Below are 25875 nucleotides of genomic sequence, written 5' to 3' on the forward strand. Positions count from 1 at the left end.
GTTCGTCGCGCCGCCCGACGAGGGGGAGACATCATGCGAGGGACAACCGCACGGGCCGTGACGCTGCTGCTGCTCGGTGCGCTGTGCTGGACGGCGCCGGCCGCGGTCGCCCGGGCGGCACCGGCGCACCGCCCGGTCCGCGCCACCGCGGTCGAGCGGGACGGGGGCGGCGAGGATCACCGCGGCCAGCGGAGCGCGGGCCTCGACGCGGTGGCGCTCGGCCGCGGTGGTCGCGGCCGCAGCGGTTCGGGCTGGCACTCGCACACCACCCGGCACTCCTCCACGCGCGGGACCTCCCGCTCCCACGGCAGGATGCCGTGGTGGGAGGCGCTGTTGGTCTTCGTCGTGTTCGTGGGCTTCTTCGGGTACCTCGGCTACCGCGGCGTCCAGAAGCTGCGCCGGCGCTTCGGCTAGGGCGTTTGACGGTCCGCCCGCCCCGGGACGCCGCTCACCGCGCGCCAGCCGGTCACCGGGCCGGGGTCGGCGGGGTCCGTGGGGGTGATCCAGAAGGCCGTGCCCAGGCCGGCGTCGAACTGGGCGCCGCTCCGCCCGTCGCCCGAGGAGCGCGCGGTGAGCCGGCGGCCGATCCACGGCACCAGGTGCTCGCGGGCGAACCGCAGGTCGGCGGTGCGCCGGCTGGCCCAGCGGGGCGGGACGGCGGGCGGCAGCGGGGCGTCCCAGTCCGCGGCGGCGGGCAGCCCCAGTGCCTGCCAGACCGCCTCGGCGACCCGGCGGTGCCCCTCGGCGTTGAGGTGCAGCCGGTCCGCGGCCCACAGTCGGGGGTCGGCCAGCGCCTGCGACGCGTAGAGGTCGACGACCACGGCGTCGTGCCGGGCCGCCAGCGCGTCGACGGTCGCGAAGAGCTGCTCCATCCGCGGCCGGAACCGCTCCATCACCGGTCCGCGGCGGCCCGGGCTGCGCATCAGCACCAGTTGCCCGCCGCCGCGCGCCAGCACGTCCGCGCAGTCCGCGAGCCGTGCGCACACCCGCTCCACGTCGCACGAGGGGCGCAGTACGTCGTTGAGCCCGCCGACCAGCGTGACCAGGTCGGCGCCCATCGAGGCGGCGGGGCCGCACTGCTCGTCGGCTATCTGGTCGATGAGCTTGCCGCGCACGGCGAGGTTGGCGTACCGGAAGCCGGGCGGGTCCCCCTCGATGGGGGCGTCGCCGGCCGCCGGCGGTCCGAGGGCCGCCAGTCGGGCGGCGAGCAGGTCCGCCCAGCCCCGGTAGGAGCCGTCCGGAAGGCCGTCCGACATGCCTTCGGTGAAGCTGTCGCCGACCGCGACGAAACTGGTGTATGGCACATTCTTCTCCATGGCGCGGTGATCCTATCCCGCGGTGTACGGTCGACAGCGGCCGGAGTGCCGGCCGCGCAGCGGTGCGGAAAGACAGAGGTGGGCGTGGGATGAGTCCTCGGCGGAGCACGGACCCCGAGGCGGCGACGTTCACCGAACGGGCCCGTCGGCAGCAGCTGATCGACTGCACCATCGACCTGATCTCCAGCCGCGGTTTCCCCTCGACGTCGCTGGCCGCGATCGCCGAGCGGGCCGGGGTCTCCAAGGCCGCGGTGCTGTACCACTTCTCCTCGAAGGACAACCTCACCCGCGCCGCGCTGACCCAGGTGCTGGAGCAGTTCGGCGGGTACGTCCGGGAGCGGGTGGAGCGGGCCCCGGACCCACTGGCCGCGGTCGTCGCCTACGTCCACGCGATGATCGGCTACCAGCGGGACAACCGCCGCCAGGTCCGGGTGATCACCGAGATGCTGCTCGACGACGCCGGCGGCACCCGCCTGAAGACCCCCGGGCAGCACGACGCCTACGGCCGCTGGCAGGCCCTCGCCGCCCTCCTGGAGGAGGGGCAACGGGCCGGTGTGCTGCGGGAGTTCGCACCACGCGCGGTGGCGCTGGCGATCGGCGGCGCGATCGACGGGGTGATCGGGCACTGGCTCGACCACCCGGACCTCGATCTGGACGCCGCCGCCGCCGAGTTGGAGACCTTCACCCTCAACGCCGTGGCGCGCCGGGACTGACCCGCGCGAAGTCCGGGGTCGGCTCGGGCCGGATGCCGACCCCGCCGAGGTAGCCGGTGACGGTCCGCAGCGCCGGGATCCGCCGCAGCAGCTTCATCGGCACCGGCAGCCGGTCGCCGTGCAGGGTGCCGGCGAGCGCGGAGCGGATCATCGCGTGCTCGCTCTGCTGCGACTTCTGGACCACCGCCATCGGCCACTCCCGCCGGCGCTGCACCCGGGCCAGGTCGTCGCTGCCGACCGTGCCGCGGCGCAGCGGCCCGGCCAGGAGCCGGGCGGCGGCCACCGCGTCCTGGAGGGCGAGGTTGACGCCCACCCCGCCGACCGGCGACATGGTGTGCGCGGCGTCGCCGAGGCAGAGCAGACCGGGCCGGTGCCAGCGCCGCAGCCGCCCGAAGGTGACCTCCAGCAGCTTCACCTCGTCCCAGGAGCCGATGGTGTCGGTGACCGCGGAGTCCCAGCCGAACAGCGCGCCCAGCCGGTCCCGCAGCCACTGGACGTCGTGCCGGCGCATGGCGGCGTCCTGTCCCTTGCCGATGAGGTAGGCCGTCTGGAAGTAGCTGCCGCGGTCCATGGTGACCGCGGCCTGGCCGCCGCCGAACCGGGCGAAGACCCGGCCTTCCTTGACGGCGTCGGCATGGGGGTCCCCCCTGCTCGAACGCAGTTGAGAGCTTGGGGGAGCGTCCACCCGGACCTGCCAGACGTCCATCGGGACGTCGAAGTACCGCTGCCGCATCCCGGCCGCCTCGCGGACCGGCGAGTCCCGGCCGTCGCAGGCGAAGGTCAGGTCGGCGGCCAACTCGCCGGGCGCGCCGTGCTCGTCGACATAGTGCACCCCTGTGACCCGGCCGCCGTCGGTGCGCAGCCCGGTGGCCCGGGTGCGCATCCGCAGGGTGAAGGAGGGTTCCGCGGCCGCCGCGTCGGCGATCAGGTTGAGGAAGTCCCACTGCGGGACCATGGCGAAGTACTTGTGCCGGCCGGGGATGCGCCGCATGTCGGCCATCACCACGGTGGTGTCGCCGATCTGCGCGCGCATCTCCTGGAGCTTGGGGAACGGCAGCTCGGCGAACCGCGCGCCCAGGCCGAGGTCGTCGAGCAGGTTCAGGGTGGACGGGTGGACGGTGTCGCCGCGGAAGTCGCGCAGGAAGTCCCCGTGCTTCTCCAGGACGGTCACCTCGATGCCGGCCCTGGCCAGCAGGAGTCCGAGCATCATGCCGGCCGGGCCGCCGCCCACCACGCAGCATGTCGTGCGATCCATGGTGTTGCCCCCTCGTCGCGTGCGCGTACGGATGCGTGACCGGGCGGTCGCCGTGTCCCCGACACGCGACTGACCGATCGGTTAGTAATCTAACCGATCGGTCAGGGCGGGGTGGGTGCGGGGCCTGCCGGGCGTCGGTGCCGTCTTCGGTGCGCTACTCGGGCGGGCCGGCGATCAGGCCGCAGGCCGTTGGAGCACCAGCTCCCGCAGGACGTCCTCCATGGTCACCAGTCCGGCCAGCCGACCGTCGTCACCGATCACCGCGGCCAGGTGCGTCCGGGAGCCCCGCATCGCGGTCAGCACGTCGTCCAACGGCGTGGCCGCCCGGACCCGGGCGATCGGGCGCAGCGCCGACACCGGGAACGGCGCGGTGCGCGGGGCGGTGTCCAGGGCGTCCTTGACGTGCAGGTAGCCGAGGATGCGCTGGGTGTCGTCGACGACGGGGAACCGGGAGAAGCCGGACTCGGCGGCCAGGTGCTCCAGCTCCTCCGGGGTGGTCCCCATCCGGGCCGACACCACCGCGTCCACCGGGAGCACCACGTCCCGCACCGGGCGGCGGCCCAGCTCCAGGGCGTCCCGGAGCCGTTCCTGGGCCCGCTCGTCGAGCAGCCCGGCGGCCCGCGAGTCCTCCACCAGCTGGGCCAGTTGGGCGTCCGAGAAGGTGGCCGCGACCTCGTCCCTGGTCTCCACCCGCAGCAGCTTGAGCAGGCCGTTGGCCAGCGCGTTGACGGCGAAGATGACCGGTCGCAGGGCCCGGGTCAGCGCCACCAGCGGCGGCCCCAGCAGCAGGGCGGTGCGGACCGGCTCGGCCAGCGCCACGTTCTTCGGGACCATCTCTCCGAAGAGCATGTGCAGGTAGGTCGCCACCGCCAGTGCGATCACGAACGAGATCGGGTGGATCAGCGCGTGCGGGATCGCCACCGCGTCGAACACCGGCTCCAGGAGGTGGGCGATGGCCGGTTCGGCGACCGCGCCCAGGACCAGCGTGCACAGCGTGATGCCCAACTGGGCCGCGGCCAGCAGCGCCGAGACGTGCTGCAACCCCCACAGCACGCTGCCCGCCCGCCGGTCCCCGGCCTCCGCGTACGGTTCGATCTGGCTGCGGCGCACCGAGATCAGGGCGAACTCGGCGCCCACGAAGAAGGCGTTGACGACCAGGGTCAGCAGACCCACGAAGAGCTGCAGCGCGGTCATCGGCCGACCTCCTCGGCGTCCGGGGTGCCGGCCGGCGGGGCGTGCAGCAGCACTCGGGCGGCGCGGTGGCCGGAGGCGTCGAGCACGTCCATCGTCCAGCCCGCCACCTCGACGGTGTCGCCGCCCTGCGGGATCCGGCCCAGCTCGGTGGCGATCAGGCCGGCCAGGGTCTCGTAGGGGCCCTCCGGCAGCCGCAGCCCGATCCGGGCCAACTGGTCGGTGCGGGCCGCGCCGTCGGCCTGGTAGACGGCCCGGCCGGCCGCGTCGGCGCCGGCCGGCGCCAGGTCCGGGATCTCCAGCGGGTCGTGCTCGTCGCGGACCTCGCCGACCACCTCCTCGACGATGTCCTCCAGCGTCGCGACCCCGGCGGTGCCGCCGTACTCGTCGATGACCACGGCCATCGTCCGACGGCCGGACAGCCGGTCCAGCAGCCGGTCCACGGTCAGCGTCTCGGGGACCAGCAGCGGCTCGCGCAGCAGCTCGGAGACCGGGTGCCGGGGCCGCAGGTGGGCGGGGACGGCGAGCACGTCCTTGATGTGCGCGACGCCGACGACGCTGTCGAGGTTGCCGCGGTAGACCGGGAAGCGGGACAGTCCGGTGGCCCGGGTCACGTTGGCGACGTCCTCCGCGGTCGACTGCACCTCCAGGGCCACCACCTGCACCCGCGGGGTCATCACGTTCTCCGCGGTGAGCTCGGCGAGGTTGAGCGTGCGGACGAACAGCTCGGCGGTGTCGGCCTCCAGGGCGCCCTCCTTGGCGGAGTGCCGGGCCAGTGCCACCAACTCCTGCGGGCCGCGGGCCGACGCCAGCTCCTCGGCCGGCTCCAGGCCCAGGCGGCGCACGGTCCGGTTGGCGGTGTTGTTCAAATGGGTGATCAGCGGCTTGAAGGCGGCGCTGAAACCGCGCTGGGCGGTGGCCGCCCGCTTGGCGACGGCCAGCGGGCTGGAGATCGCCCAGTTCTTGGGGACCAGCTCGCCGATGACCATCAGGACGACGGTGGAGAGCGCGGTCCCCAGGACCAGCGCCACCGAGTCCGCGGCGGAGCGCGGCAGCCCGATCGCGACCAGCGGACCGTCCAGCAGGGTCGCGATGGCCGGTTTGGAGAGCATGCCGATGATCAGGCCCGTCACGGTGATGCCGAGCTGGGCGCCGGAGAGCTGGAAGGTCAGCGAGCGGACCGCCTTCAGGGCGCTGTCCGCACCGCGCTCGCCGCGGGCGGCGGCCCGCTCCAGGTCACCCCGCTCGACGGTCGTCAGCGAGAACTCCGCCGCGACGAAGACGCCGCAGGCCAGGGTCAGCAGGACGGCCACGGCCAGGAGGAGCAGGTCGGTCATCGGTTCACCTCCGTCCCATGGTCGGACACGTTCGGGAGGTTCGCGTCCCGTCGACGGGACGCACGACTACTGGGAGGCTCGGCCATGGCCGGACGCTCACACACCTTTCGTGGGAAGGGGAACCGGGAGTCCGTCACCCGGACATCCATGGTAAAGGATCGGCAAAGTCGGCGGTCGGGTCGGCGACCGGAGCCCCGCAAGGACGCGACGGAGCCCGCCCCGGCAAGGGGACGGGCTCCTCGTGCGGCGCTCCGCGCTCAGGCGTCCAGCGGCTTGACCCAACGGCTCCACTGCGGCTCCGGGGCGTACCCGGCGGCCCGCCAGGCGGGGTGGGCGGCGGTGTTGCGGTCCAGCACCATCGCGTCGCCGCGCCGTCCGCCGAGCGCCGCGAATCGCTCCTCGGCCGCCGCCAGCAGCGCCCCGCCGATCCCGCGCCGGCGCTGGTCGGGACGGACCGCCAGCCGGTACAGGTGGCACCGCCAGCCGTCGAACCCGGCGATCACCGTCCCCACCAGTTCCCCGTCGCGCTCGGCCAGCAGCAGCGCCTCCGGGTCGCGGGCCACCAGCCGCGCCACCCCGTCGGAGTCGTCGCTGATGCTGGTGCCCTCGGCGGCCACCTTCCAGAAGGTCAGGACGGCATCGAGATCGGCCGGGCCCCCGGCCCGGATGTGCAGCTCGGTCATGGTCGGATCCCATCACCGGGCCCGGTGCGCTGTCGATCGCATTCCCGGCGGCCGCCCGCCGGTCAGCTGCCGGCGAGTTCCTCGATGACCGGTGCGAACGCCGCCATGAAGGTGTCCAGGACGGTGACGTACGAGAAGCCGTACCGCTCCCGGCGCTCGCGCAGCTGCTCGGCCATCTGCGCCGGCGTGCCGATCAGCAGCGTCGGCACCTCCAGCGCCTGGTCCGCGTCCACCCCGACCCCGTGCGCGGCGAACTCCCGGGCGGCGGCCCGCCGGTCGTCGGTCACCAGCACCCGCTGGACGAGGACGTTGAGCTCGGCCGGCTCCGCGCGGCCTGCGGCGTGCTCCTCGTACGCGGCCACGGACGCGGCGACCCGCTCGGCCGGCAGCAGTTCCAGGGTGCCCTCCGGTCGGCCCGGCGCCTGCCGGCCGCCGGTGAACGCGGTGATCTCGGCGTGCCGGGCCGCCAGCCGCAGCAGCCGCGGTCCGTTGCCGCCGATCAGCAGCGGCGGGCGGGGCCGTTGGGGGGACGCCGGCAGGTGCCCGGGGTCGCCGAGCAGCCGGTCCAGTTCCTCGATCACGTGCGCCAGGTGGTCCACCCGCTGCCCGGGCGTCCCGAAGGGCAGGCCGGCCCCGTCGTGCTCGGCCCTGACGTACCCGGTGCCCAGGCCGAGTTCCAGCCGTCCGCCGGTGAGCGCGTCGGTGGTGGCCACCTCGCGGGCCAGCAGCGAGGGGTTCCAGAAGCCGGCGTTCAGGACGAAGGTGCCCACCCGCGGGCGTGCGGTCGCCTCCGCCGCGGCCACCAGCGCGGGGAACGGCGACGGCCACCCCAGGTGGTCGGGGACCAGCAGCACGTCGTAGCCCAACGCTTCGGCGCGGCGGCACTTCTCCCGCCAGGCCGGGCCGGAGTCGAGGGTGAGCATCGTGACGCCGAAGCGGAACGGTCGTGACATCGGGCCCCCTTGAGAGCTGGTCGCCGCGGATCGGCAACCGTCAACACGCAGGAAATCACGCTCCCTTGGCCGCCGTACCCGGGATTCCCGGGCCGTGCTCGGCGCCGCCGGGGGCCCGGGGCGGGCGACACCCCGTCAGGCCGTGACGGTCAGCTCCTCGTACGCCAGGGTCACCCACTCCTCGTCGGCCCCGGGATCCGTGCCGACGCTCGCGGCCTCCCACGCCGTCGGCAGCGCCCCGGCGAGGTGGTAGCGGCGCAGCGGGGTGCGGTCGGCGGCGTAGTGGACCACCGTCACCGCCTGCCGGGAGGCGGCGGCACCGCCCTCCACCAGGCATCTGGTGAGCCAGTCGGTGAGGGCGGCGCTCTTGTCCGGGCCGCGCACGATGGTGACCTCGCCCGGGTGCCCCATCCCGTGCGTGAACGGGTCCTCGTCGGACGGCGGGGTGTCGAAGGCGGGCCCGGACACCGAGCGGACCGTCTCCACCTGGAAGGCGCCGAGCTCGACGGTGACCGCCGCCGGATGCCGGGGGTCGGGGGTCTCTTCGCTGGACATGGGCCTCCTCCGTGCACAGGAACGGGGCCGGCCGACCCCGCGTCGGTAGACCGACCGTTGCCCGAGCCGGTCCGGGCGCATTCCGGGGCTCGCTCGAACGGCGGCAGGAAGAACGATTCGGCTCGCTCGAACGGACGCCGTCCCCGCCGACGCCGCGATAGGCCCCGGCTATCGGCCGCATTCGCAAGCCGTGGATGGTGCCCGGCCGCGCCCTGGGCCAGCCTGGCGGCATCCAGACGTGCGACGAAGGGGCAGGACATGACCGACGTTCCGCAGCGGCGTTCCGTGGCGGCGCACCATCTGCTGAACTTCATCGACGGCCGGTGGACCCCCGCCGCGTCGGGCCGCACCCGGACCAACCGCAACCCGGCCGACCTCCGTGACCACCTCGGGGAGTTCGCCGAGTCCGACGGCGCGGACGCGGAGCGCGCGGTGGCCGCGGCGGCCGCCGCACTGCCCGCCTGGCGGGCGCTGGGACCGATCCGGCGGGCCGCCCACCTCACCGCCCTCGGCCGGGAACTCGCCGACCACGAAGCGGAGTTCACCGAGGCCATCACCCGCGAACAGGGCAAGCTGCGGACCGAGGCCCGGGCCGAGGTGGCGCGCGCCCGCGCGGTGCTGGAGTTCACCGCGGGCCAGGCCAGGCTCCTCGGCGGGGTCACCGCGCCCGCCGAGGAGGACCGCACCTTCGCCTACACCTTCCGCCGGCCGCTGGGCGTCGTCGGACTGGTCTCGCCCTGGAACTTCCCGCTCGCCATCCCGGTCTGGAAGGTCGCCCCGGCGCTGCTCTCCGGCTGCACCGCGGTCCTCAAGCCCTCCCCGTTGACCCCGCTGACCGCCGCGCTGCTGACCGACGCGGCACGGCGGGCCGGGGTCCCCGACGGCGTGCTCAACCTCGTCCAGGGCGACGCGGCCGCCGGTGCCGCCCTGGTCGCGAACCCCCAGGTCGCCGGCGTCAGCTTCACCGGGTCGCTCGCGGTCGGCACCGCCATCCACACCGCCGGCGCGCCCCGCCTGCTGCGCACCCAGCTCGAGCTCGGCGGGAAGAACGCGGTGATCGTGCTGGCCGACGCCGATCTGGACCGGGCGGTGGACGCGGTGGTGCAGGGCGCCTTCGGCCAGGCCGGGCAGCGGTGCAGCGCCACCAGCCGCGCGGTCGTCGACCGCGGCATACGGGACGCGTTCCTGGAGCGGCTGGTGGCCCGGGTCGCGGCGCTGCGGGTCGGTCCGGGCGACGATCCGGACTCCGAGGTCTGCCCGGTCGTCGACCCGGCCCGGATGCGGGCCGCGCTGGACGCCGTCGCGGGTGCCCGGCGGGACGGCGGCACGGTCCTGTGCGGCGGCGGCCCGGTCGACCGGCCCGGCCTCCCGGAGGGCTGCTACGTCCAGCCCACGGTCATCCGCGACGTGCCCTGGGACAGCGAACTGGCCCAGGAGGAGGTCTTCGGACCGGTCCTCGCGGTGCTGGACGCGGACGGCTTCGACGACGCCCTGCGGATCGCCAACTCCGTCAAGTACGGGATGTCCGGCACCGTCTTCACCGCGTCCCAGGCCCGCGCCTTCGAGGCCGTGGAACGCTTCGAGGCGGGCATGCTGCACGTGAACCGGCCGGGGGTGGGCGCCTACGCGCACCTGCCGCACGTCGGCGCCAAGGCGTCCCAGTACGGCCCGCCCGAATGCTCCCCGCAGGTCTGGGACTTCTACACGGCATGGCACTCGGCCTGCATCAGCTACTGACCGTCCCCGGCACGCACCGCGGCCCCGGCCGTCGCCTCCGCGGCGGCCGGGGCCGGCAGCGGGCGGCGCTACCGCCCCAGCACCTCCTCCGCCAGCCCGAACGACAGCGTCATCCCGGCGCCCCCCACGCCGTTGACGACCGTCACCCCGGGCTCGGGGTCGGTCACCAACTCGGTGCGGCCGTCTCGCAGCGACGGGTAGTAGCCGGTCCAGCGCTCGGTGATCCGCGGCTGCGGGATCCGCGCGAACCCGCCGAGCGAGTCCAGGATGGCCCGGTCGATCTCCTCACTGGCGAACGGGTCGTGGGTGGCCGCGTACGCGTGGCTGTCGCCGATCGTCAGCCGGCCGTCCGCGGTCTGCGACAGCAGGACGTGGATGCCGTGCTCGCGGTGGAACGGCAGCTCGGCGCGCATCCGGGCGTCCAGGGCCGCCCGGGCCGTGCAGTCCTCGAACGCCGCGTAGTGCAGCAGGGTCAGCCCGCCGCAGAGCATCGGCCCGAGCTGCCAGCCGTCCGGCTGCACACCGGTCCGCAGCATCTGGAGCTTGCAGCGCACCAGCCCGCTCTCCCGGAACACCTCCGGGTAGAGGGTGGCGAAGTCGTTGCCGCTGCACACCACGATGCGGTCCGCCCGCCACGTGCCGTCGGTGGTGGACAGCAGCGGCGCCGCGATCTGCCGCACCGTCGTGCCGAACCGGACGTCCACGCCGTACTCCTCGGCCAGGTGGGCCGCGACGGCGGGCACCGCCCGCCGGGGATCGACGTTGACCTCGGTGGGGCTCCACATCGCGCCGAGCAGTCCTTCGGCGCGCACCGCGGGGCCGCGCCGGACCGCCTCCGCCGCCGTGAGCAGCGTGGTGCCGCGCTCTCGGGCGGCCGGGGTGGTGGCCACGAACTCCTCCAGGACGGCGAGCTCGTCGGGCCGGTGCGCCAGGTGCAGCGAGCCGGACGGTTCCGCCCACATCCCGGTCTTCGCGCTGAGTTCCAACCAGATCTCCCGGCTGCGCAGGGCCCGTTGGTAGACCGCGCCGCGCTGCTGGCCGATCGCCCAGATCATCCCGAAGTTGCGGATGGAGGCGCCGACCGCGTACGCGTCGCGTTCGAAGAGCACCACCCGGTCGCCGCGCCGGGCGGCGGCCAGGGCGTGCGCCAGGCCGACGATCCCGCCGCCGACGATCGCGGTGTCGGCGACGCGGTCGGCGGTGCGGTCGGAGGCGCGGTGCGGGGTGCGTGTGGGGTGCGAGGGGTGCGAAGGGGTCGTCATGGGGTGCCTCTCTGGGGGCGGGACGGGTCACGAGGAGGTGCCATGCAGGTGCCCGGCGCGTTTCTGACGCCATGTCAGGATGAGGGGGTCGCCGGGCGGCGGTTCCAGTGCGGGAGCAGCAGCAGACCGGCCACCAGGGCGGCGCCGGCGAATCCGTGGAACAGCGCGGTGCCGGACAGGAAGCCGGGCAGCAGCCCGCCGAGCACCGCGCCGATCGAACCGCAGCCGTTGACCAGGCCGGCCGCGGTGCCGGCGCCGCCGGCGGAGCCGAAGTCGACCGCGGCGACGCACGAGATCATCGCGTCCGCGGCGTAGACGGCCAGCCCGATCACCGCCAGCACGGCCATCATCACGACCGCGCTGCCGGTCGCGGTCAACGGCATGAACAGTGCCAGCGCCCCGGTCAGCACGGCCAGCGCCAGTACGCACGGCGGCACCCGGCGGGACCGGAAGAGGGTGTCGGAGAGCCAGCCGATCAGCATCGGCGCCAGCACCCCGGCCGCCCCGAAGGAGATCGGGATGACGGTGGCCCCCACCTTGCCGACCGCCGGCAGCCGTTCGCTGACCAGCACCGGGCCCCACAGCAGGATCGCGTACCGGGCCGGTTTGAGCAGGAAGTAGGCGGCGCCGAGGGTGAGCACCATCCGGTCCTGCAACGCGGCGCGGTAGGGCGCGAACGGAGCCCGGCGCGCGGCCGCCGGAGGGGCGGACGTCGACGCGGCGGCCGTCGAAGCGGCGGCCTTCGATGCGGCGGTCTTCGACGCGGTGGGGGCGGCGTCCGGCGGCGCGTCGCGCTGGAAGAGCAGGAACACCACCAGCACCACCGCCAGCGTGGCCGCCCCGACCAGGAACGCGGCGTGCCAGCTGTCGAGGACCTGGTACGCCCACCAGGCCAGGAACGGCGGGGCGGCCAGGCCGCCGAAGGCGTAGTTGGTGCTCCACAGGCCGAGCACCCGCCCCCGGGTGTGCACGGGGAAGAAGTTCCCCATGTTCTTGCACAGCGGGGCCCAGCCGGCCGACTGCGAGAGCCCCTGGACGACCATCGCCCCGCCGAACACCAGCAGGGCGCTGCTCACCCCCATCGTGCAGGCCGCGGCGATGGCGCCGAGCATGCCCACGGTCACCACCACCCGCGGCCCGAACCGGTCGGCCCACATCCCCCACAGGAACTGGCCGACGGCGTAGGCCGCGAGGTAGACCGCGTCGAGCACCCCGAGCACCCGCTCGGTGAGCACGCCGTGCAGCGTCGGATCGTCCAGGATGCCGAGCTTGGCGACCGCGAACGCCTGGCGGACGAAGTAGAAGCCCGCGTAGGCGAGCCAGGTGACGGCGAAGATCTGCCGTCGCCAGCGGGCCGCGGTGCGCAGCGCGGCGCGGGTGCTGCCCGGGGGGAGGGGTGGCTCGTGGGGAACGGACTGCGGTGCGAGGTCGGCCATGGCGGTGTCCTGTCCTCGACGTGAACCAGGGGGAGGGGAGGAGAGCGGCAGATGGGGCCGGGCACGGCGGGGCCCCGGCGCGTGCCTCGGCGGCGCGCCGGGGCCGGGTGTGGGGGAGGAGAGGGGAGAGGAGGGGAGAGGGGAGGGGACGAGCGGGGGCGGTCAGGCGGTGAGCGGCCGTCCGGCGGCCAGGGCCGTGCCGATCCAGTAGCTGTCGAAGTTCCGCAGCCGGTGCCCGTCCGGCAGCGGACCGACCGGGGCGTTGACGAGGAACGGGACCCGTTGCTCGGTCAACCCGCCGTGCGAGCGCAGCGGTTCGGTGAAGCCGCTCAGGTCGTGCCGGGCCGGAGTGGTGCCCAGCGCGGTGTTGCGCTCGGCGAGCACGACGAGTTCGCCGATCCGGTCGCCCGGCAACTCGAAGCGCGCGCAGGCGGCGTCCCGGGTCAGCACCGCGTCGACCCCGTCGAGCGCGGTCAACTCGGCGGCCAGCGCTGCGGTGTCCGCGGGGCCGGTCCCGGCCGGCAGGTGCACCGTGGCGTACGAGCCGAGCGCGCCGTGGTGGACCGTGTACGGGTCGGTGATCGGCAGCACCACCCGGGCCCGCCCGGCGCCCAGCCGTTGGTCGAGGGCGTCTTGGAGGAAGACCACGCGAGCCCGCCCCGCGCCGTCGCTCTTGGCGTTCATGCCGTGGTCGGCGGTGATCACCAGCACCGCGCCGAGTGCGTCCAGCCGCGCGAAGTAGCCGTCGAGCATGGCGTAGAAGTCGTTGGCCACCGGCGAACCGGGGGCGTGCTTGTGCTGGATGTAGTCGGTCAGCGACAGGTACGTCAGTTCCGGGCGCTCCCGCTCCAGCACGTCCACGCCCGCGGCCAGCACCAGTTCGCTCAGCTCGGCGCTGTAGACCGGCGGCAGCGCCATCCCGGTGCGCTCCAGCACCTTGTCGATGCCGTGCTCCGCCTCGGTGGCGCGGTCGGCCTGTTCGGCGGAGAAGCAGATGCCGTCGACCAGGCCGTGGCCCAGCAGTCGGCGCAGCTTGTCCTTGGCGGTGATCACCGCGACCCGGGCGCCGCGGGCGGAGAAGGCGGCGAACAGCGTCGGGGCGCGCAGCAGCGCCGGGTCGTTCATCATGACCTCGCCGCCGGTTTCCGGGTCGTAGAAGTAGTTGCCGCAGATCCCGTGTACCGAGGGCGGTGCGCCGGTGGCGATCGAGAGGTTGTTGGGATTGGTGAAGGACGGCATCGTGCAGTCGGCGCGCAGGTCGCTGCCGCGCCGCAGCATCTCCGCCAGGAACGGCATCCGGCCGTCGGCGACGGCCCGTTCGTGGTAGGCGTCCTCGCTGCCGTCGATGCACACCACCACGACCGGCCGGGCCGGCCAGGCGTAGTCGCGGCCGTTCACGGTCAGCTGCTGGGCACCGGCTTGGGTCATCTGCGGATCCACCCCTGAGGTCGGTAGGTCGGGACGGCGGTCGGTGCCGCCCCACCCCTCATGGGTAGCACCGCAGTTCAGCGCCGCAGAACCACCGAAATCGCTATACGCGCCATAGCCCCGCGCCCGCGCCGCCGCTCACGACCCGGCGGTCCGCGCCGGTGTTCCGTCCCGCGCGGCGCCGGTGCCCGCCGCTTCCTCCTCGGCCGCGGCCTCCGCTTCGAGGCCGCCCCAGATCGCGCCGGACAGCGCCACCGCGGTCTCGGTGTCGCCCGCCGCGCAGGCGTCGATCAGGGCGTCGTGGCGGGCGGCGGAGGCGCGCGCCGCGGTGCTGGAGAACCGGCGGCGCTCCAGCCGCCGCAGCAGCGGGGTGTACCGGCGGACGGTCTCGGCCAGTGCCTCGTTGCCGCACGCGACGATCGGCACGGCGTGCAGCGCGTCGTCGGCGGCGACCGCGGCGGCCGGGTCCTCCGCGTCCAGGGCCCGGACGAACGCGTCGTTGGCCGCCCGCATCCGCGCCAGGTCGTCGCCGGTCAGGCGGGGCACCGCGGCGCGGACCGCGAGGGCGTGCATCGCCTGGACGACCGCCAGCGCGTCCCGGATCTCGCGGGCCACCACCGGGGCGACCCGGGTGTAGCTCTGCGGTTTGGAGACCACCAGCCGTTCGGCGGTGAGGCGGGCCAGCGCCTGTCGGACGGGGGCGCGGGACAGTCCCAGTCGCTCGGCGAGCTCCCCGTCGTGGAGCTTCTGTCCGGGCGGCAGCTCGCCGGAGACGATCGCTTCCAGCAGGGCGTCGTACGCCTTGTCGCGCAGCAGCCTTCTCGGCACCGGTTCCAGTGCGGTCACCCCCTGATCCTAAGCGGCCGGACCCGGCCGTCGAGGCCGACCCCGGGCGCACTAACATTTCAGATGTCAATCTGCGCCGGAGTTCGTCGAACCCGGAAAACCGCAGATGGCAGCGGGGAAGAGGGCTTCGCCGACGGGTGGTGCGAGGTCCTGTGACGGTGTTACGGACGAAGGAGAACCACGTGTCCCCATCCGCCCGCCGGGCCCGGAGCGGCGTCGCGCTCCCCATGGGCCTCGGCCTCCTCGCCGCGGCCTGCTTCGCCACCACCTTCGTGCTCAACCGCACGATGAGCGTGGCCGGCGGCTCCTGGATGTGGAGCGCGAGCCTGCGCTACCTGCTCATGACCGTGCCGCTGCTCGCCCTCGTCGCCCTGCGCGGCGGACTCCCCGCGGTGTTCCGCAGCCTGCGGGCCCGCCCGGGACACTGGCTGCTCTGGTCGACGATCGGCTTCGGACTCTTCTACGCGCCGCTGACCTGGGCCGGCGAGCACGGCGCCGGTTGGCTGGTGGCCGCCACCTGGCAGCTGGTGATCGTCACCGGCATCGCCCTCGGCGCGCTGGGCGGCGGCCGGGTCCCGCTGCGCACCCTCGGCGTCTCGGTGCTGATCGTGGTGGGCGTGGTCCTCAGCCAGCTCGGGCAGGCCGGCGGCACCGGGGTCGGGGACGGGCTGCGGGTGGTGCTGCCGGTACTGCTCGCCGCGATCGCCTACCCCCTCGGCAACCGCCGGCTGCTCGGCCTGGACGGTCTGGACGGGGTGCAGCGCACCCTCGCGATGACGCTCGGCTCGCTACCGCTGTGGCTGGCGCTCGCCGGCACCGCCGCGGTCACCCAACGCCCGCCCTCCGAAGGGCAGTTGGTGCAGTCGTTGATCGTCGCGCTGCTCTCCGGCGTGGTGGCCACCACGCTCTTCTTCCGAGCCACCGACCAGGTGCGGCACCACCCCGCCGCCCTCGGCGCCGTCGAGGCCACCCAGGCGGCCGAGGTGCCGTTCACCCTGCTCGGCGAGGCGCTGCTGACCGGACTCGCGGCGCCCGGGCTAGCCGGCTGGACCGGACTGGCGCTGATCGTCGCCGGGCTGTGCGCGCACGCGCTGGGCCACGTACCCCGCCCCGGCGACCGCCAGCAGCAGGACGACGGTGCCCAGGGTGAACGCCTCGAAGGTGAGCCGCGAGACGCCCCACACCGCCCGGAAGCGGTACGGGATCCCGACCGCAGCCTCCAGCGTGCCGGGGAACAGCGCCACCCATGAGCCCAGCACGATCCAGGCGTAGACCACCAGCGCGGCGAGAGTGAAGCCCCGGGTGCCGAACGGGACCTCGTAGGGGCGGGGCACCTCGCGGTGGCGCAGCCGGAGCGCCAACAGCGCGGGGATCACCGCCAGGTACGACAGCAGCAGCGTGGTGATCGCCACCGACAGCACCACCCCGAAGACGGCCGAGGCGTCACCGTGCGCCAGGTGCATGGCGGCGAGCATGAAGGCGGTGGCGGTCACACCGGACAGCAGGTTCATCCGGACCGGGGTGCCCAGCCGTGGGTGGAAGGCGCCCAGCGCCCGGGTGAAGAACCCGCCGTCGGCCGCCGCCATCGCCTGCATCCGGTCGGCGACGATCATCCAGGCGCTGCCCTGGGTCAGCAGCGCCACCGCGAACAGCACCGCGACGCCGGTCAACAGCGGCCCGCGCCAGCTCCCGTACACCCCGAAGACCAGCTCCGCGGCGTCCATGAACCCGCCGATCCCGGTGATCCGGCCCGGCGGCGCGGCCGACAGGATCGCCGCCACCGGCAGCAGGTAGCAGGCGGCGGCGATGGCGCCGGACACCCCGATCGCCGCCGGCACGTCGTGCTGCGGATCGACCATCTCGTCACCGGCCGCGTTCGGCGCCTCGAAGCCGACGTAGGCGAAGAGCAACACCGGCACCAGCGCCAGGAACCCGACCGCGGTGGGGGAGAAGTGCGCCTCCGCCAGCCCGCGGAAACCGTGCTGGACGCCGTAGGCGACCGCCGTGGCGGTGAAGAAGGCCAGCGCCAGGACCTTGGCCGCGGCCCCCGCGGTGGTGATCCACTTGCCGCGGCGCAGCGAGATCACCGCGGTGAGGATGGCGGCCCAGATGAAGACCAGTTTGAAGAGGTAGTCCGCGACGGTGCCGGAACCCAGCGGGAAGACGAAGCCGTTCCACGCCTGGGCGGCCAGGAACACCAGCGAACCGCCCAACCAGACCGGGTTGGTGACCCAGTAGAACATCGTCGTCAGCGCGGCCGGCAGCCGCCCGAACGCCACGTCCACCCACACGTACGGGCCGCCCTCCTGCGGGAAGGCGGCCCCGGTCTCGGCGAACAGCAGCGCGTACGGCAGCAGGAACACCACCGCCAGCGCCGCGATCCACACGACGGCCTGCCCGCCGCCCGCCGCGATCTGCCCGATCACGTCGAACGAGACCACCGCGGCGACGCCCATCGCCATGATGTCGAACCGGCGCAGGCTGCGCCGCAGGTGCGGGACGGGGGCGGGGACGGACACGGGCGGCGCACCTCCGGAGGGCGGGGCGGGCGACCGGTCCGGCCGCCCGGCGGATCACATCGTGCGGCATCCGCCCGGCCCGCCCGGTGGCGGCGCGACGGGCGGAACGCGCCGGTCGCCCCGATGGCCCGGGTCGCCCGGCCCCTGTCCCCGATGGGCGCACCCGGTTAGGGTCGACGGGTAGTCGATCATGGCGCTTCCCCACGGCGCCCGGCGCGCCCCGCACCGCGTACCGAGGGAGGGCCGTGGAACTCAACCTCCACCGGCTGTGGATCTTCATGCAGGTGGTCGAGCACCAGGGCTTCTCCGCCGCGGCCCAGAAGCTCTACATGAGCCAGCCCTCGGTCTCCAACCAGGTGCGCCGGCTCGAACAGTCGCTCCGGGTCACCCTCATCGACCGCTCCGGCACCCGCGCCCGGCCCACCGCCGAGGGCGAGGTGCTCGCCGAGTACGGCAAGCGGGTCTTCCTGCTGGCGGAGGAGGCGGTGGCCGCCGTCCGGCAGGTCAGCGGGCTGGTCACCGGACGGCTCCTGGTCGGCGGTTCGACGACGGTGGGCACCTATCTGCTGCCCGCCCTCCTCGCCCGCTACCAGCGGCGTCATCCCGCCATCGACTGCGACGTCTTCGTCGGCAACTACGAGGCCGTCCAGGAACGACTGCTGGCCGGCGGCATCGGCATCGCGGTGGTGGCCGGCACCCCGCTCGGCGACCGCCTGGTCGTGGAGTCGGTCCTCGACGAGCACCTGGTGCTGATCGCCGCCCCGGGCCACCCGCTCGCCGACCGCACCACCGTCACCCCGGCCGACCTGTCCGCCGACGGCCCGCGCTTCCTGCTCCGCGAACCGGGCTCGCAGACCCGCGCCCTCCAGGAGCGGGTGCTCGCCGACTGGGGGCTGGCCGCCGCCCCGCACGCCGACATCTGGGGGCCGGAAGCGGTCAAGCGGTGCGTCGCGGCCGGGACGGGCCTGGCCCTGATCTCCGAACACGCCGTCGTCGACGAACTGCGCGCCGGCACCCTCGCCGCGCTGCCGGTCACCCCCGCCCCGCAGCCCCGCCCGATCAGCCTCGTGCGCCGCCGCGACCGCCTGCTGTCCCCCGCGGAACGGGCGTTCCTGGAGCTGCTGCGCGAAGTGCGGCACTGGCCGGGGGAGCCCGACGGTGGCGCCGGGGACACCGAGGACGACGACCCTTGCCGGTGCTAGCGGATCCGCGCTAGCGTGGAGGGGTGGCGAAAACGCAGTTGAACGTCCGGGTGGACGAAGCCACCGCCGAAGCGGCGCGGGAGCGCGCCCTCCAGCGGGGAGTCAGCGTGAACCGCTATATCGAGGAACTGGTCCTCAAGGACGCCGGCGAGGTCGGCCAGACCTTCGTCGAGGCCGCCGCGGACTTCATGCGGCAGTACGAGCGGGTCTTCGCCGAGGAGTTCGGCCTCGACCCCGGCCCGGACCGCCTCCGATCCGCCCCCGACCAGGAGGCCGCACCCCACCGGGAAGGACAGCCGGGCACAACGTGACATTGCGCATCGATCTCGCCTGGCTCCTCCTCGTCGCCGAACAGCACACCCCCGGCGATCCCCAGGTCACCGACTGGGGCGCCCTGATGGCCGCGGTCGGCCGCCACGAAGCCGAGATATTCGGCGTCCCCGTCTACCCCGAGCCCCAGGACCGCGCCGCGGCCCTGCTGCAACTCCTGCTCCACGTCCCGGCGTTGGAGCGCTCCAACGCCATGTTCGCGAGCGCCGTCGCCTATGGCTTCCTGGTCGCCAGCGGGCTGAAGGTCACCACCTCGCCCGAGCAGGTCCGTGATCTCGCCCGGATGGTCAAGGACGGCACCACCGACGTCCGCGCCATCGCCGACGAACTCCGCACCTGGACGGTCTGACCCGCCCACCACCGCCCCCCCACCGCTCAGCCCGCGCGCCGCGTGACGGTGCCGGGTGCAGCCCCCGCGCCGGCAGCGGCCCGTCCTCCCGCGCCGGTGCGGGAATCACCGGGCGCCGGCAGCCGCTTCGGCGGCGGTGGCCGGTTCGGCGAAGGCGCCCGTGCCGCCCAGTTCCGGTGCCAGCCAGGCGGGGGCGGCGGCGCGGAAGGCGTGCGGAGGCAGGGCGCCGGCGCCCTCGGGCACCAGGCCCAGCAGCGGGGCGCCCGCCGCCGTCGGCAGGTCGTGCAGGTTGCAGCGGGCCGCGAGGTCGGGCTCGGCCGGCCAGCTGCCGACGACGACGCCGGGGCAGTCGAGGCCGTGCGTGCGCAGCGCCAGCGCGGTCAGCGCCGTGGTGTTGAGGGTACCGAGGCCGGCCTGCACGACGACCAGGACGGGCGCGCCGGCCAGGCGCGCGGCGTCGGCGAGGGTGTTCCCTTCGTCGTCGAAGCGGACCAGCAGCCCGCCGGCGCCCTCGACCAGGACCAGGTCGTGCGAGGCGGCCAGCTTCGCCGCGGCCTCGGCGATCTCCGCCGGACGCACCGGCGGCAGCCCCGCCCGCCGGGCCGCGGTCTCGGGCGCCAACGGCTCGGGGAACCGGGCGAGTTCGGCGACGGTGAGCGCACCCGCCAGCCGCTCGACCTCGGCGGCGTCGCCCGGCTCGGCCGGGGCGACACCGGTCTGCGCGGCCTTGAGCACCGCGACCGAGCGGCCCTGCCGGAGCGCCGCCGCGGCGACCGCCGCGGTGGTCACGGTCTTGCCGACCTCGGTGCCGGTACCGGTCACGAACAACACCGCCATGGGTGTGCCTCCGAACTCTGCGCTGGTGGTGGGGGGTGCAGGCGGTGGGACGGGGTGGGGGCGGAACCGTGATCCGCCCCCACCCCACCGCCCGGGCGGGGTTCAGCCCTCGCGGGCGGCCGCGCGCACCGCGGCGCAGATCCGCGCCACGTCCTCGTCGCCGGTGATGTACGGCGGCATGGTGTAGATCAGGTCCCGGAACGGGCGCAGCCAGACGCCCTCCCGGACGGCGGCCCGGGTCGCGGCGGCCATGTCCACCTCGTGGTCCAGCTGGACCACGCCGATGGCGCCCAGGACGCGCACGTCGCGCACCCCGGGCAGCTCCGCGGCGGGTGCCAACCCGGCCCGCAGCCCGGTCTCGATCCGGGTGACCTCCTGCGCCCAGTCCTGGGACAGCAGCAGTTCGATCGACGCCTCGGCGACCGCGGCGGCCAGCGGATTGCCCATGAACGTGGGGCCGTGCGCCAGCACCGGAAGTTCGCCGCGGGAGATCCCCTCGGCCACCTCCGCGGTGCACAGCGTCGCCGCGAGGGTGAGGTATCCGCCGGTCAGGGCCTTGCCCACGCACATCACGTCCGGTGTGACGCCGGCGTGCCCGGCCGCGAACAGGCGGCCCGTACGGCCGAATCCGGTGGCGATCTCGTCGAAGACCAGCAGCACGCCGTGGGCGTCACAGGCTTCCCGCAGCACCCGCAGGTAGGCGGGGGAGTGGAAGGACATCCCGCCCGCGCCCTGCACCACCGGCTCCACGACCACCGCCGCCAACTCGTCGGCGTGCCGGCCGATCAGCTCCCGCAGGTGCGCCGCGTACCCGGCGTCCGGCGGGGCGTCGAATCCGGCCGGCGGCGCCTCGGCGAAGACCTGTTGGGGCAGTACGCCCTGCCACAGGTGGTGCATCCCGCCGTCCGGGTCGCACACCGACATCGGCTGCCAGGTGTCGCCGTGGTAGCCGCCGCGCCAGGTCAGCAGCCGCTGCTTGCCCGGTTCGCCGCGTGAACGCCAGTACTGCAGGCACATCTTGACCGCCACCTCGACCGACACCGAACCGGAGTCGGCGAGGAAGACGTGCTGGAGCGCATCGGGCGTGATGTCCACCAGCCGCTTGGCCAGCCGCACCGCGGGCTCGTGGGTGAGCCCGCCGAACATCACGTGGCTCATCCGCCCCAACTGGCCGCGGGCCGCGTCGTTGAGCACCGGGTGGTTGTAGCCGTGCACCGCCGACCACCACGACGACATCCCGTCCACCAGCTCGGAGTGGCCCTCGGCCGGCCGGCCCAGCCGCAGCCGCACGCCGCTGGCCGACTCGACCAGCAGCGGCTCGCTCCGGCCGGGCATCGGCCCGTACGGGTGCCAGACGTGCTGCCGGTCCAGTGCCAGCAGCGCGTCGGGGGTGAGCGGCTCAGGCATTGGGCGGCAGGTCGGTGCCGGCGCCGCGGCGGCGCACCGCGACCAGATCGCGACGGGCCTCCTCGGCGGGGGCGGGGACGGCGGCCTCCGCGGTGGCCTCCGGCTCCGCGTCCACGGCGTCCGCGCCGTCCTCCGCCGGCCTGCGGTGCGCCGGCAGCGTGGTGGTGTCGGCGCCCTCCACCTCGAACCCGGCGTCCGCGATCATCGCCAGGTCGTCCTTGCCGGCCTGGCCCTCGCTGGTCAGGTAGTCGCCCAGGAAGATGGAGTTGACCAGGTGCAGGGCGAGCGGCTGGAGGCTGCGCAGGTGCACCTCGCGGCCGCCGGCCAGCCGGACCTCCACGTCCGGGCAGACGAAGCGGACCATCGCCAGGATCCGCAGGCAGCGCTGCGGGGTGAGGTTCCACTCCTTGGCCAGCGGGGTGCCCTCGAACGGGATCAGGAAGTTCACCGGCACCGAGTCCGGGTCCAACTCGCGCAGCGCGAACACCACGTCGACCAGGTCGGCGTCGCTCTCGCCCATGCCCGCGATCAGTCCGGAGCAGGCGGACATCCCCGCCGCCTGGGCCTGCTGGACGGTCTCCACCCGGTCGGAGAAGTCGTGCGTGGTGCAGATGTCGCCGTAGGTGGCTTCCGAGGTGTTGAGATTGTGGTTGTAGGCGTCGGCGCCCGCCGCGCGCAGCCGCTCCGCCTGGCCGTCGTTCAACAGGCCCAGGCAGGCGCAGACCTCGACGCCCTCGTTCTGCTCCTTGATGGCGGCGATGGTCTCCGAGACCCGGTCCACGTCCTTGTCGGTGGGCCCCCGGCCACTGGCGACCAGGCAGACCCGCTTGGCACCGCCGGCCACCCCGGCCGCGGCCGCCTTCGAGGCGTCGTCGGGCTTGAGCCAGGTGTACTTGAGGATCTCCGCCTTCGAGCCCAGCCGTTGGGAGCAGTACGAGCAGTCCTCCGGGCACAGGCCCGACTTGAGGTTGACGAGGTAGTTGAGCTTGACCCGCCGCCCGAACCACGCGCGGCGGACCTTCCCCGCCGCGGCCACCACGTCGAGCAGTTCGTCGTCGGTCGTCGCCAGTACGGCGAGCGCCTCGTCACGGGTCGGCACCTCGCGCCGCAGTCCCTTGTCCACCAGTGTGTTCAGCAGGTCCATGGCGATGATCCTGGCGTACGTCCCGGCCCCCGGCCAAGGAGGATTCCCACAATGCCCGGTGATCGGGGTGTGTGCATCACCACACCGTCTGGGTGCGGAACGACCGCTAACGTCTATCGACAGCCCACAATCGAGGCGCTACCGGCCCGTTGCCGGGAGCGGGCGCCCGGCGCGTTGCCGGGCCCGCTCCCGCCACCCACCGACGAAGGACGCCGATGCTGCAGGACCCCGCCCCACCGCTGCCGTCCGCCGCGGCCCCCCGGCCGGCCTCCGGCGCGGCGTTCGACTGGATCGACGACGCCCGCGCCGCACGCCACCGCGCCGGCCTGGTCCGCACCCTGCGGCCCCGGCCCGCCGACTCGCCGGTGCTCGACCTGGCCGGCAACGACTACCTCGGACTGGCCCGGCACCCCGAGGTGACGCGCGCCGCGGCCGAGGCGGCCGAAGGGTGGGGTGCCGGCGCGACCGGCTCCCGGCTGGTGACCGGCAGCACCGAACTCCACGCCCAACTGGAGTACGAACTCGCCGAGTTCTGCGGATTCGAGGCGGCCCTGGTGCTGTCCTCCGGCTACACCGCCAACCTCGCCGCGGTCACCGCGCTGACCGCCCCCGGCACCCTGGTGGTCTCCGACGCCGGCAACCACGCCTCCCTCATCGACGGCTGCCGGCTCTCCCGGGCCCGCACCACCGTCGTCCCGCACGCCGATCCGACAGCTGTGCGCACCGCGCTGGCCGGGCACCACGGCCGGGCGCTGGTGCTCACCGACGCGGTCTTCTCCGTCGACGGTGACGCCGCGCCGCTGCCCGCACTCGCCGAAGCCTGCCGGACCCGGGACGCCGCGCTGCTGGTCGACGACGCGCACGGGCTCGGCGTGTTGGGCGACGGGGGCCGGGGCGCGCTGTGGGCGGCCGGGCTGTCCGGGGACGCCGACGTGGTGGCGACCGTGACCCTCTCCAAGTCCCTCGGCGCGCAGGGCGGCGCGGTCCTCGGCCCGGCCCGGGTCATCGAACACCTGGTCAACACCGCCCGCTCGTTCATCTTCGACACCGGGCTGGCCCCGGCGTCGACCGGTGCCGCGCTCGCCGCCCTGCGGCTGCTGCGGCGCGAACCGCACCGGCCCGCCCGGGTCCGGCAGGTGGCGCGGGAGCTGCACGCCCGGCTCACCGCGGCGGGCCTGACCGCGGTCCGTCCGGACGCCGCGGTGATCGCGGTGCGCGCGCCCTCCCCGGAGGCGGCGGTCCGCTGGGCCGCGGACTGCCGGGCGGCCGGGCTGGCGGTCGGCTGCTTCCGCCCGCCGTCGGTGCCCGACGGGATCTCCCGGCTCCGGCTCACCGCGCGGGCGGACCTGACGGACGCCCAGATCGCCACGGCGGTGGGCATCGTCGTGGCGACCGCGCCGGTGGCCTGAAGCCGTCACCCGACGCCGGCGGCGCCGCACCCTTCGGGCCGTGGCGCCGCACCGCACGCCCCATACACCCCAAACGCCGTCTGCCGCAGCACAGTTCACCGCATCGGGGGAGGGATTCGCGACAGAACTCCGTATATGTTGGGCGATCACCCACCACACCGGCAGCATGGGTGGCAGTCTGGCGCACAGTACACATCCGACGCCGTCGGCACCCCGGCCGGCATCCCGGCCGACCAGCGGACCGCAGCGGCGCCTCGGTGGGAAAGGGACGGCGTCGTCATGGCAGACCACCAGGAGTCCACCCGCACCCTGCCGAGCCTGGCCGACTCGGTCGCCGCCGCCCGCGGACACGTCCGACAGGTCCTCGCCCGATGGGGCCTGCCGCCCGGATCGGCCGCCACCGACGATCTGCTGCTGATCGTCTCCGAACTCGCCACCAACGCCGTCCAGCACACCCGCGGCAGGTCCCCGGCCTTCACCGTCGAGCTCCGCCTGGAGCGCGAGGAACACCTGTGCCTGGGCGTGACCGACGGCCTCTCCCGCCCGCCGCGCCGACTGCCCGCCGCGGTGCAGCAGGACAACGGCCGGGGCCTGGTCATCATCCGCTCGCTGGCGGCCGAACGGGGCGGCCGGCTCTGGGTCGAGCCGGTCGCGGCCGGCGGCAAGACGGTCTGGGTGACCGTGCCGTGGCCCGGGTCGGAGCCCGGCCGGCCCGCCGGCGCCTGATCGCCGCCGCGGGTCAGCGCACCCGCCCGTACCAGACGGCGCGGCTCCAGATCCGCTCCAGCCGCACCACCGTGCCGGCCTTCGGCGCATGCCAGATCCGGTCGTCGCCGGCGTAGATGCCGACGTGGTAAACCCCTTTTCCGGAATGGAAGAAGACCAGGTCGCCGCCCCGCCGCGAGGAGCGCGAGACGTGCTCGGTGTGGCGGTACTGCTGCGCCGCGGTGCGGGGCAGGGCCCGCCCGGCGCGCCGGTACGAGTAGAGCGTCAGCCCCGAGCAGTCGAAGCTGTCGGGCCCCTGGGCGCCCCACTTGTACGGTGCGCCCTGCTTGGAGGCGGCGATCCGCAGGGCCTTGGCGGAGACGGCCGCCAATTGGGCCTCCGCGGCGGCCCCCGGGGCAGCGGCCCCCGGGGCCGCCGCGGGGCCGCCCAGGGTGGCCAGGGTGAGGGCGGAGACGGTGCCGGCGCGCACCAGGAGGTGCGGCAGCTGCTCGCGCATGGTCATGCGCAACCCTTCGTCAGCCGGTGATCCGGATGACGGCGGAATAACGGGTCGTCCGGACCGCCCCGTCGCTGTGGCGGGGGCTTGTCGTCGAAAGGGATCGTCACGCACCGCCCACCCGATTTCCGAGCTGAAATTGCAGTGTGTGACATTGGTCACGCTTGACCCTAATGAGTGGTTCTATGTCATATACGCCAGTTTCGGCCGTGAGGCCGGGGCCGGGACCAGCGCCGAAACCCAAGGGGGGCGGGAAATCTCGCCGACCCGCGCAATTCCTCGCCCCCTTACCGCAGCCGCGCGCACTACGCCGTATGCGCACTTCGGAGCCGTACGTGTCCCCCTCGCGCCCGCCGCCCGCCGCCGCGACGCACCCCGCGACGCACCCCGTGCCGGGGCCCGTCCGGCTCCCGCGCGCGCCGGTCGGGGGCCGGGTCAGACGGCGTCCTGCGGCGGCACCGTCACCCGCCGCGCCCGGCGCTCCCCGTCCAGGACCCGCAGCGCCCGGCCCAGGGGCGCGGTGTGCAGTTCGCTCTCCCCGCGGTCGTGCATCAGCGCCAGCGCGTCCCGCAGTTCGGCGGACTTGCCGACCAGCGCCTGGGCCGCGCGCAGTCCGCCGTACGTCGTGCCGCCGCGGGCCGGGTTGATGCGCCCCAACAGGTCGAGGATCTCCAAGTAGCTGTCGATCAGTGCGCCCTCGGCCCGGGTCAGCGCGGGCAGCGGCGGCAGTTCCGGCGGCAGCAC

General features: G+C 74.5%; 25 protein-coding genes and 1 pseudogene. 9 read left to right on the top strand and 17 right to left on the bottom strand.

Going from position 1 to position 25875, the window contains the following annotated elements:
- Nucleotides 1–33: 33 nt before the first annotated feature.
- Nucleotides 34–414 (top strand): hypothetical protein, encoded by a 381-nt coding sequence (locus tag ACJ6WD_RS10360; protein WP_233659026.1) that lies wholly within the window; start codon nucleotides 34–36, stop codon nucleotides 412–414.
- On the opposite strand, the gene ACJ6WD_RS10365 is transcribed toward ACJ6WD_RS10360, so the two are convergent.
- Entirely contained in the window at nucleotides 411–1316 is a 906-nt protein-coding gene (locus tag ACJ6WD_RS10365; RefSeq protein ID WP_407615617.1) for an SGNH/GDSL hydrolase family protein, read from the bottom strand. The genes ACJ6WD_RS10360 and ACJ6WD_RS10365 overlap by 4 nt on opposite strands.
- A gap of 89 nt (nucleotides 1317–1405) precedes the next feature.
- Here ACJ6WD_RS10365 and ACJ6WD_RS10370 point away from each other — a divergent pair, with 89 nt between their 5' ends.
- The gene (locus tag ACJ6WD_RS10370) at nucleotides 1406–2029 is read left to right on the top strand and encodes a TetR/AcrR family transcriptional regulator (RefSeq protein ID WP_407615618.1); all 624 of its coding nucleotides are present in this window, start codon (nucleotides 1406–1408) and stop codon (nucleotides 2027–2029) included.
- Here ACJ6WD_RS10370 and ACJ6WD_RS10375 read toward each other — a convergent pair.
- The 6 genes from ACJ6WD_RS10375 to ACJ6WD_RS10400 form a co-directional block, all read right to left on the bottom strand.
- On the bottom strand, nucleotides 2004–3284 hold the full coding sequence (locus ACJ6WD_RS10375; protein WP_376440717.1) for an FAD-dependent oxidoreductase: 1281 nt from the start codon (nucleotides 3282–3284) through the stop codon (nucleotides 2004–2006). The genes ACJ6WD_RS10370 and ACJ6WD_RS10375 overlap by 26 nt on opposite strands.
- Before the next feature lie 174 nt (nucleotides 3285–3458).
- The gene (locus tag ACJ6WD_RS10380; protein WP_020929283.1) at nucleotides 3459–4478 is read right to left on the bottom strand and encodes a hemolysin family protein; all 1020 of its coding nucleotides are present in this window, start codon (nucleotides 4476–4478) and stop codon (nucleotides 3459–3461) included.
- Nucleotides 4475–5812 (bottom strand): hemolysin family protein, encoded by a 1338-nt coding sequence (locus tag ACJ6WD_RS10385; RefSeq protein ID WP_233659031.1) that lies wholly within the window; start codon nucleotides 5810–5812, stop codon nucleotides 4475–4477. The genes ACJ6WD_RS10380 and ACJ6WD_RS10385 overlap by 4 nt, the downstream gene beginning before the upstream one ends.
- 257 nt (nucleotides 5813–6069) lie before the next feature.
- On the bottom strand, nucleotides 6070–6495 hold the full coding sequence (locus tag ACJ6WD_RS10390) for a GNAT family N-acetyltransferase (protein ID WP_233659032.1): 426 nt from the start codon (nucleotides 6493–6495) through the stop codon (nucleotides 6070–6072).
- 62 nt (nucleotides 6496–6557) lie between these two features.
- Nucleotides 6558–7448 carry a TIGR03621 family F420-dependent LLM class oxidoreductase gene (locus ACJ6WD_RS10395; RefSeq protein ID WP_407615619.1) on the bottom strand — a complete coding sequence of 297 codons (891 nt, stop codon included), beginning with the start codon at nucleotides 7446–7448 and terminating at the stop codon, nucleotides 6558–6560.
- A gap of 135 nt (nucleotides 7449–7583) precedes the next feature.
- On the bottom strand, nucleotides 7584–8003 hold the full coding sequence (locus ACJ6WD_RS10400) for a phage tail protein (RefSeq protein WP_407615620.1): 420 nt from the start codon (nucleotides 8001–8003) through the stop codon (nucleotides 7584–7586).
- A 258-nt stretch (nucleotides 8004–8261) separates the two neighbouring features.
- Between ACJ6WD_RS10400 and ACJ6WD_RS10405 the strand changes: the two genes are divergently transcribed.
- Nucleotides 8262–9740 (top strand): aldehyde dehydrogenase family protein, encoded by a 1479-nt coding sequence (locus tag ACJ6WD_RS10405; RefSeq protein WP_407615621.1) that lies wholly within the window; start codon nucleotides 8262–8264, stop codon nucleotides 9738–9740.
- 68 nt (nucleotides 9741–9808) lie between these two features.
- On the opposite strand, the gene ACJ6WD_RS10410 is transcribed toward ACJ6WD_RS10405, so the two are convergent.
- From ACJ6WD_RS10410 to ACJ6WD_RS10425, 4 genes are all read right to left on the bottom strand, one after another.
- Entirely contained in the window at nucleotides 9809–11002 is a 1194-nt protein-coding gene (locus tag ACJ6WD_RS10410; RefSeq protein WP_407615622.1) for a TIGR03364 family FAD-dependent oxidoreductase, read from the bottom strand.
- 74 nt (nucleotides 11003–11076) lie between these two features.
- Nucleotides 11077–12438, bottom strand: a complete 1362-nt coding sequence (locus ACJ6WD_RS10415) for an MFS transporter (RefSeq protein ID WP_407615623.1) — start codon at nucleotides 12436–12438, stop codon at nucleotides 11077–11079.
- 162 nt (nucleotides 12439–12600) lie between these two features.
- Complete coding sequence (phnA, locus tag ACJ6WD_RS10420) at nucleotides 12601–13866, bottom strand: phosphonoacetate hydrolase (RefSeq protein ID WP_016577182.1); 1266 nt, start codon at nucleotides 13864–13866, stop codon at nucleotides 12601–12603.
- A 138-nt stretch (nucleotides 13867–14004) separates the two neighbouring features.
- Nucleotides 14005–14712, bottom strand: a complete 708-nt coding sequence (locus ACJ6WD_RS10425) for a GntR family transcriptional regulator (protein ID WP_331246521.1) — start codon at nucleotides 14710–14712, stop codon at nucleotides 14005–14007.
- Nucleotides 14713–15053: 341 nt separating this feature from the next.
- Between ACJ6WD_RS10425 and ACJ6WD_RS10430 the strand changes: the two are divergent.
- Nucleotides 15054–15740 (top strand): annotated as a pseudogene (locus ACJ6WD_RS10430) (multidrug resistance efflux transporter family protein); the annotation flags it as partial.
- 9 nt (nucleotides 15741–15749) lie between these two features.
- Here the strand turns inward: ACJ6WD_RS10430 and ACJ6WD_RS10435 are convergent.
- Nucleotides 15750–17231: an APC family permease gene (locus ACJ6WD_RS10435; protein ID WP_376440735.1), complete on the bottom strand. Its 1482-nt coding sequence runs from the start codon at nucleotides 17229–17231 to the stop codon at nucleotides 15750–15752.
- A 245-nt stretch (nucleotides 17232–17476) separates the two neighbouring features.
- Between ACJ6WD_RS10435 and ACJ6WD_RS10440 the strand changes: the two genes are divergently transcribed.
- The 3 genes from ACJ6WD_RS10440 to ACJ6WD_RS10450 are packed head-to-tail and all read left to right on the top strand — an operon-like array spanning nucleotide 17477 to nucleotide 19112.
- Nucleotides 17477–18433 carry a LysR family transcriptional regulator gene (locus ACJ6WD_RS10440; protein ID WP_331246519.1) on the top strand — a complete coding sequence of 319 codons (957 nt, stop codon included), beginning with the start codon at nucleotides 17477–17479 and terminating at the stop codon, nucleotides 18431–18433.
- A 23-nt stretch (nucleotides 18434–18456) separates the two neighbouring features.
- Nucleotides 18457–18744 carry a hypothetical protein gene (locus ACJ6WD_RS10445; RefSeq protein WP_037632307.1) on the top strand — a complete coding sequence of 96 codons (288 nt, stop codon included), beginning with the start codon at nucleotides 18457–18459 and terminating at the stop codon, nucleotides 18742–18744.
- Complete coding sequence (locus ACJ6WD_RS10450; protein WP_038523872.1) at nucleotides 18741–19112, top strand: hypothetical protein; 372 nt, start codon at nucleotides 18741–18743, stop codon at nucleotides 19110–19112. Before ACJ6WD_RS10445 ends, ACJ6WD_RS10450 begins: the two co-directional genes overlap by 4 nt.
- A gap of 105 nt (nucleotides 19113–19217) precedes the next feature.
- On the opposite strand, the gene bioD is transcribed toward ACJ6WD_RS10450, so the two are convergent.
- From bioD to bioB, 3 genes are all read right to left on the bottom strand, one after another.
- Complete coding sequence (gene bioD / locus ACJ6WD_RS10455) at nucleotides 19218–19949, bottom strand: dethiobiotin synthase (RefSeq protein ID WP_233659041.1); 732 nt, start codon at nucleotides 19947–19949, stop codon at nucleotides 19218–19220.
- 102 nt (nucleotides 19950–20051) lie between these two features.
- Nucleotides 20052–21356 (bottom strand): adenosylmethionine--8-amino-7-oxononanoate transaminase, encoded by a 1305-nt coding sequence (locus ACJ6WD_RS10460; protein WP_233659042.1) that lies wholly within the window; start codon nucleotides 21354–21356, stop codon nucleotides 20052–20054.
- A complete protein-coding gene (bioB, locus tag ACJ6WD_RS10465; RefSeq protein ID WP_376440745.1) occupies nucleotides 21349–22500 on the bottom strand; it encodes a biotin synthase BioB in 1152 nt (383 codons plus the stop codon). The genes ACJ6WD_RS10460 and bioB overlap by 8 nt, the downstream gene beginning before the upstream one ends.
- Before the next feature lie 215 nt (nucleotides 22501–22715).
- Between bioB and ACJ6WD_RS10470 the strand changes: the two genes are divergently transcribed.
- Together ACJ6WD_RS10470 and ACJ6WD_RS10475 are read left to right on the top strand one after the other, a co-directional pair.
- Entirely contained in the window at nucleotides 22716–23909 is a 1194-nt protein-coding gene (locus tag ACJ6WD_RS10470; protein WP_331246517.1) for an 8-amino-7-oxononanoate synthase, read from the top strand.
- 279 nt (nucleotides 23910–24188) lie between these two features.
- Nucleotides 24189–24635, top strand: coding sequence for an ATP-binding protein (locus ACJ6WD_RS10475; RefSeq protein ID WP_331246516.1), 447 nt, complete (start codon nucleotides 24189–24191; stop codon nucleotides 24633–24635).
- Between the two features lie 13 nt (nucleotides 24636–24648).
- Here ACJ6WD_RS10475 and ACJ6WD_RS10480 read toward each other — a convergent pair whose 3' ends face one another.
- Together ACJ6WD_RS10480 and ACJ6WD_RS10485 are read right to left on the bottom strand one after the other, a co-directional pair.
- Complete coding sequence (locus ACJ6WD_RS10480) at nucleotides 24649–25137, bottom strand: C40 family peptidase (protein ID WP_233659046.1); 489 nt, start codon at nucleotides 25135–25137, stop codon at nucleotides 24649–24651.
- A gap of 429 nt (nucleotides 25138–25566) precedes the next feature.
- On the bottom strand, nucleotides 25567–25875 hold the full coding sequence (locus ACJ6WD_RS10485; protein ID WP_233659047.1) for a hypothetical protein: 309 nt from the start codon (nucleotides 25873–25875) through the stop codon (nucleotides 25567–25569).

Source organism: Streptomyces sp. VTCC 41912, from assembly GCF_045799175.1.
Classification (GTDB): Bacteria; Actinomycetota; Actinomycetes; order Streptomycetales; family Streptomycetaceae; genus Streptomyces; species Streptomyces albulus_C.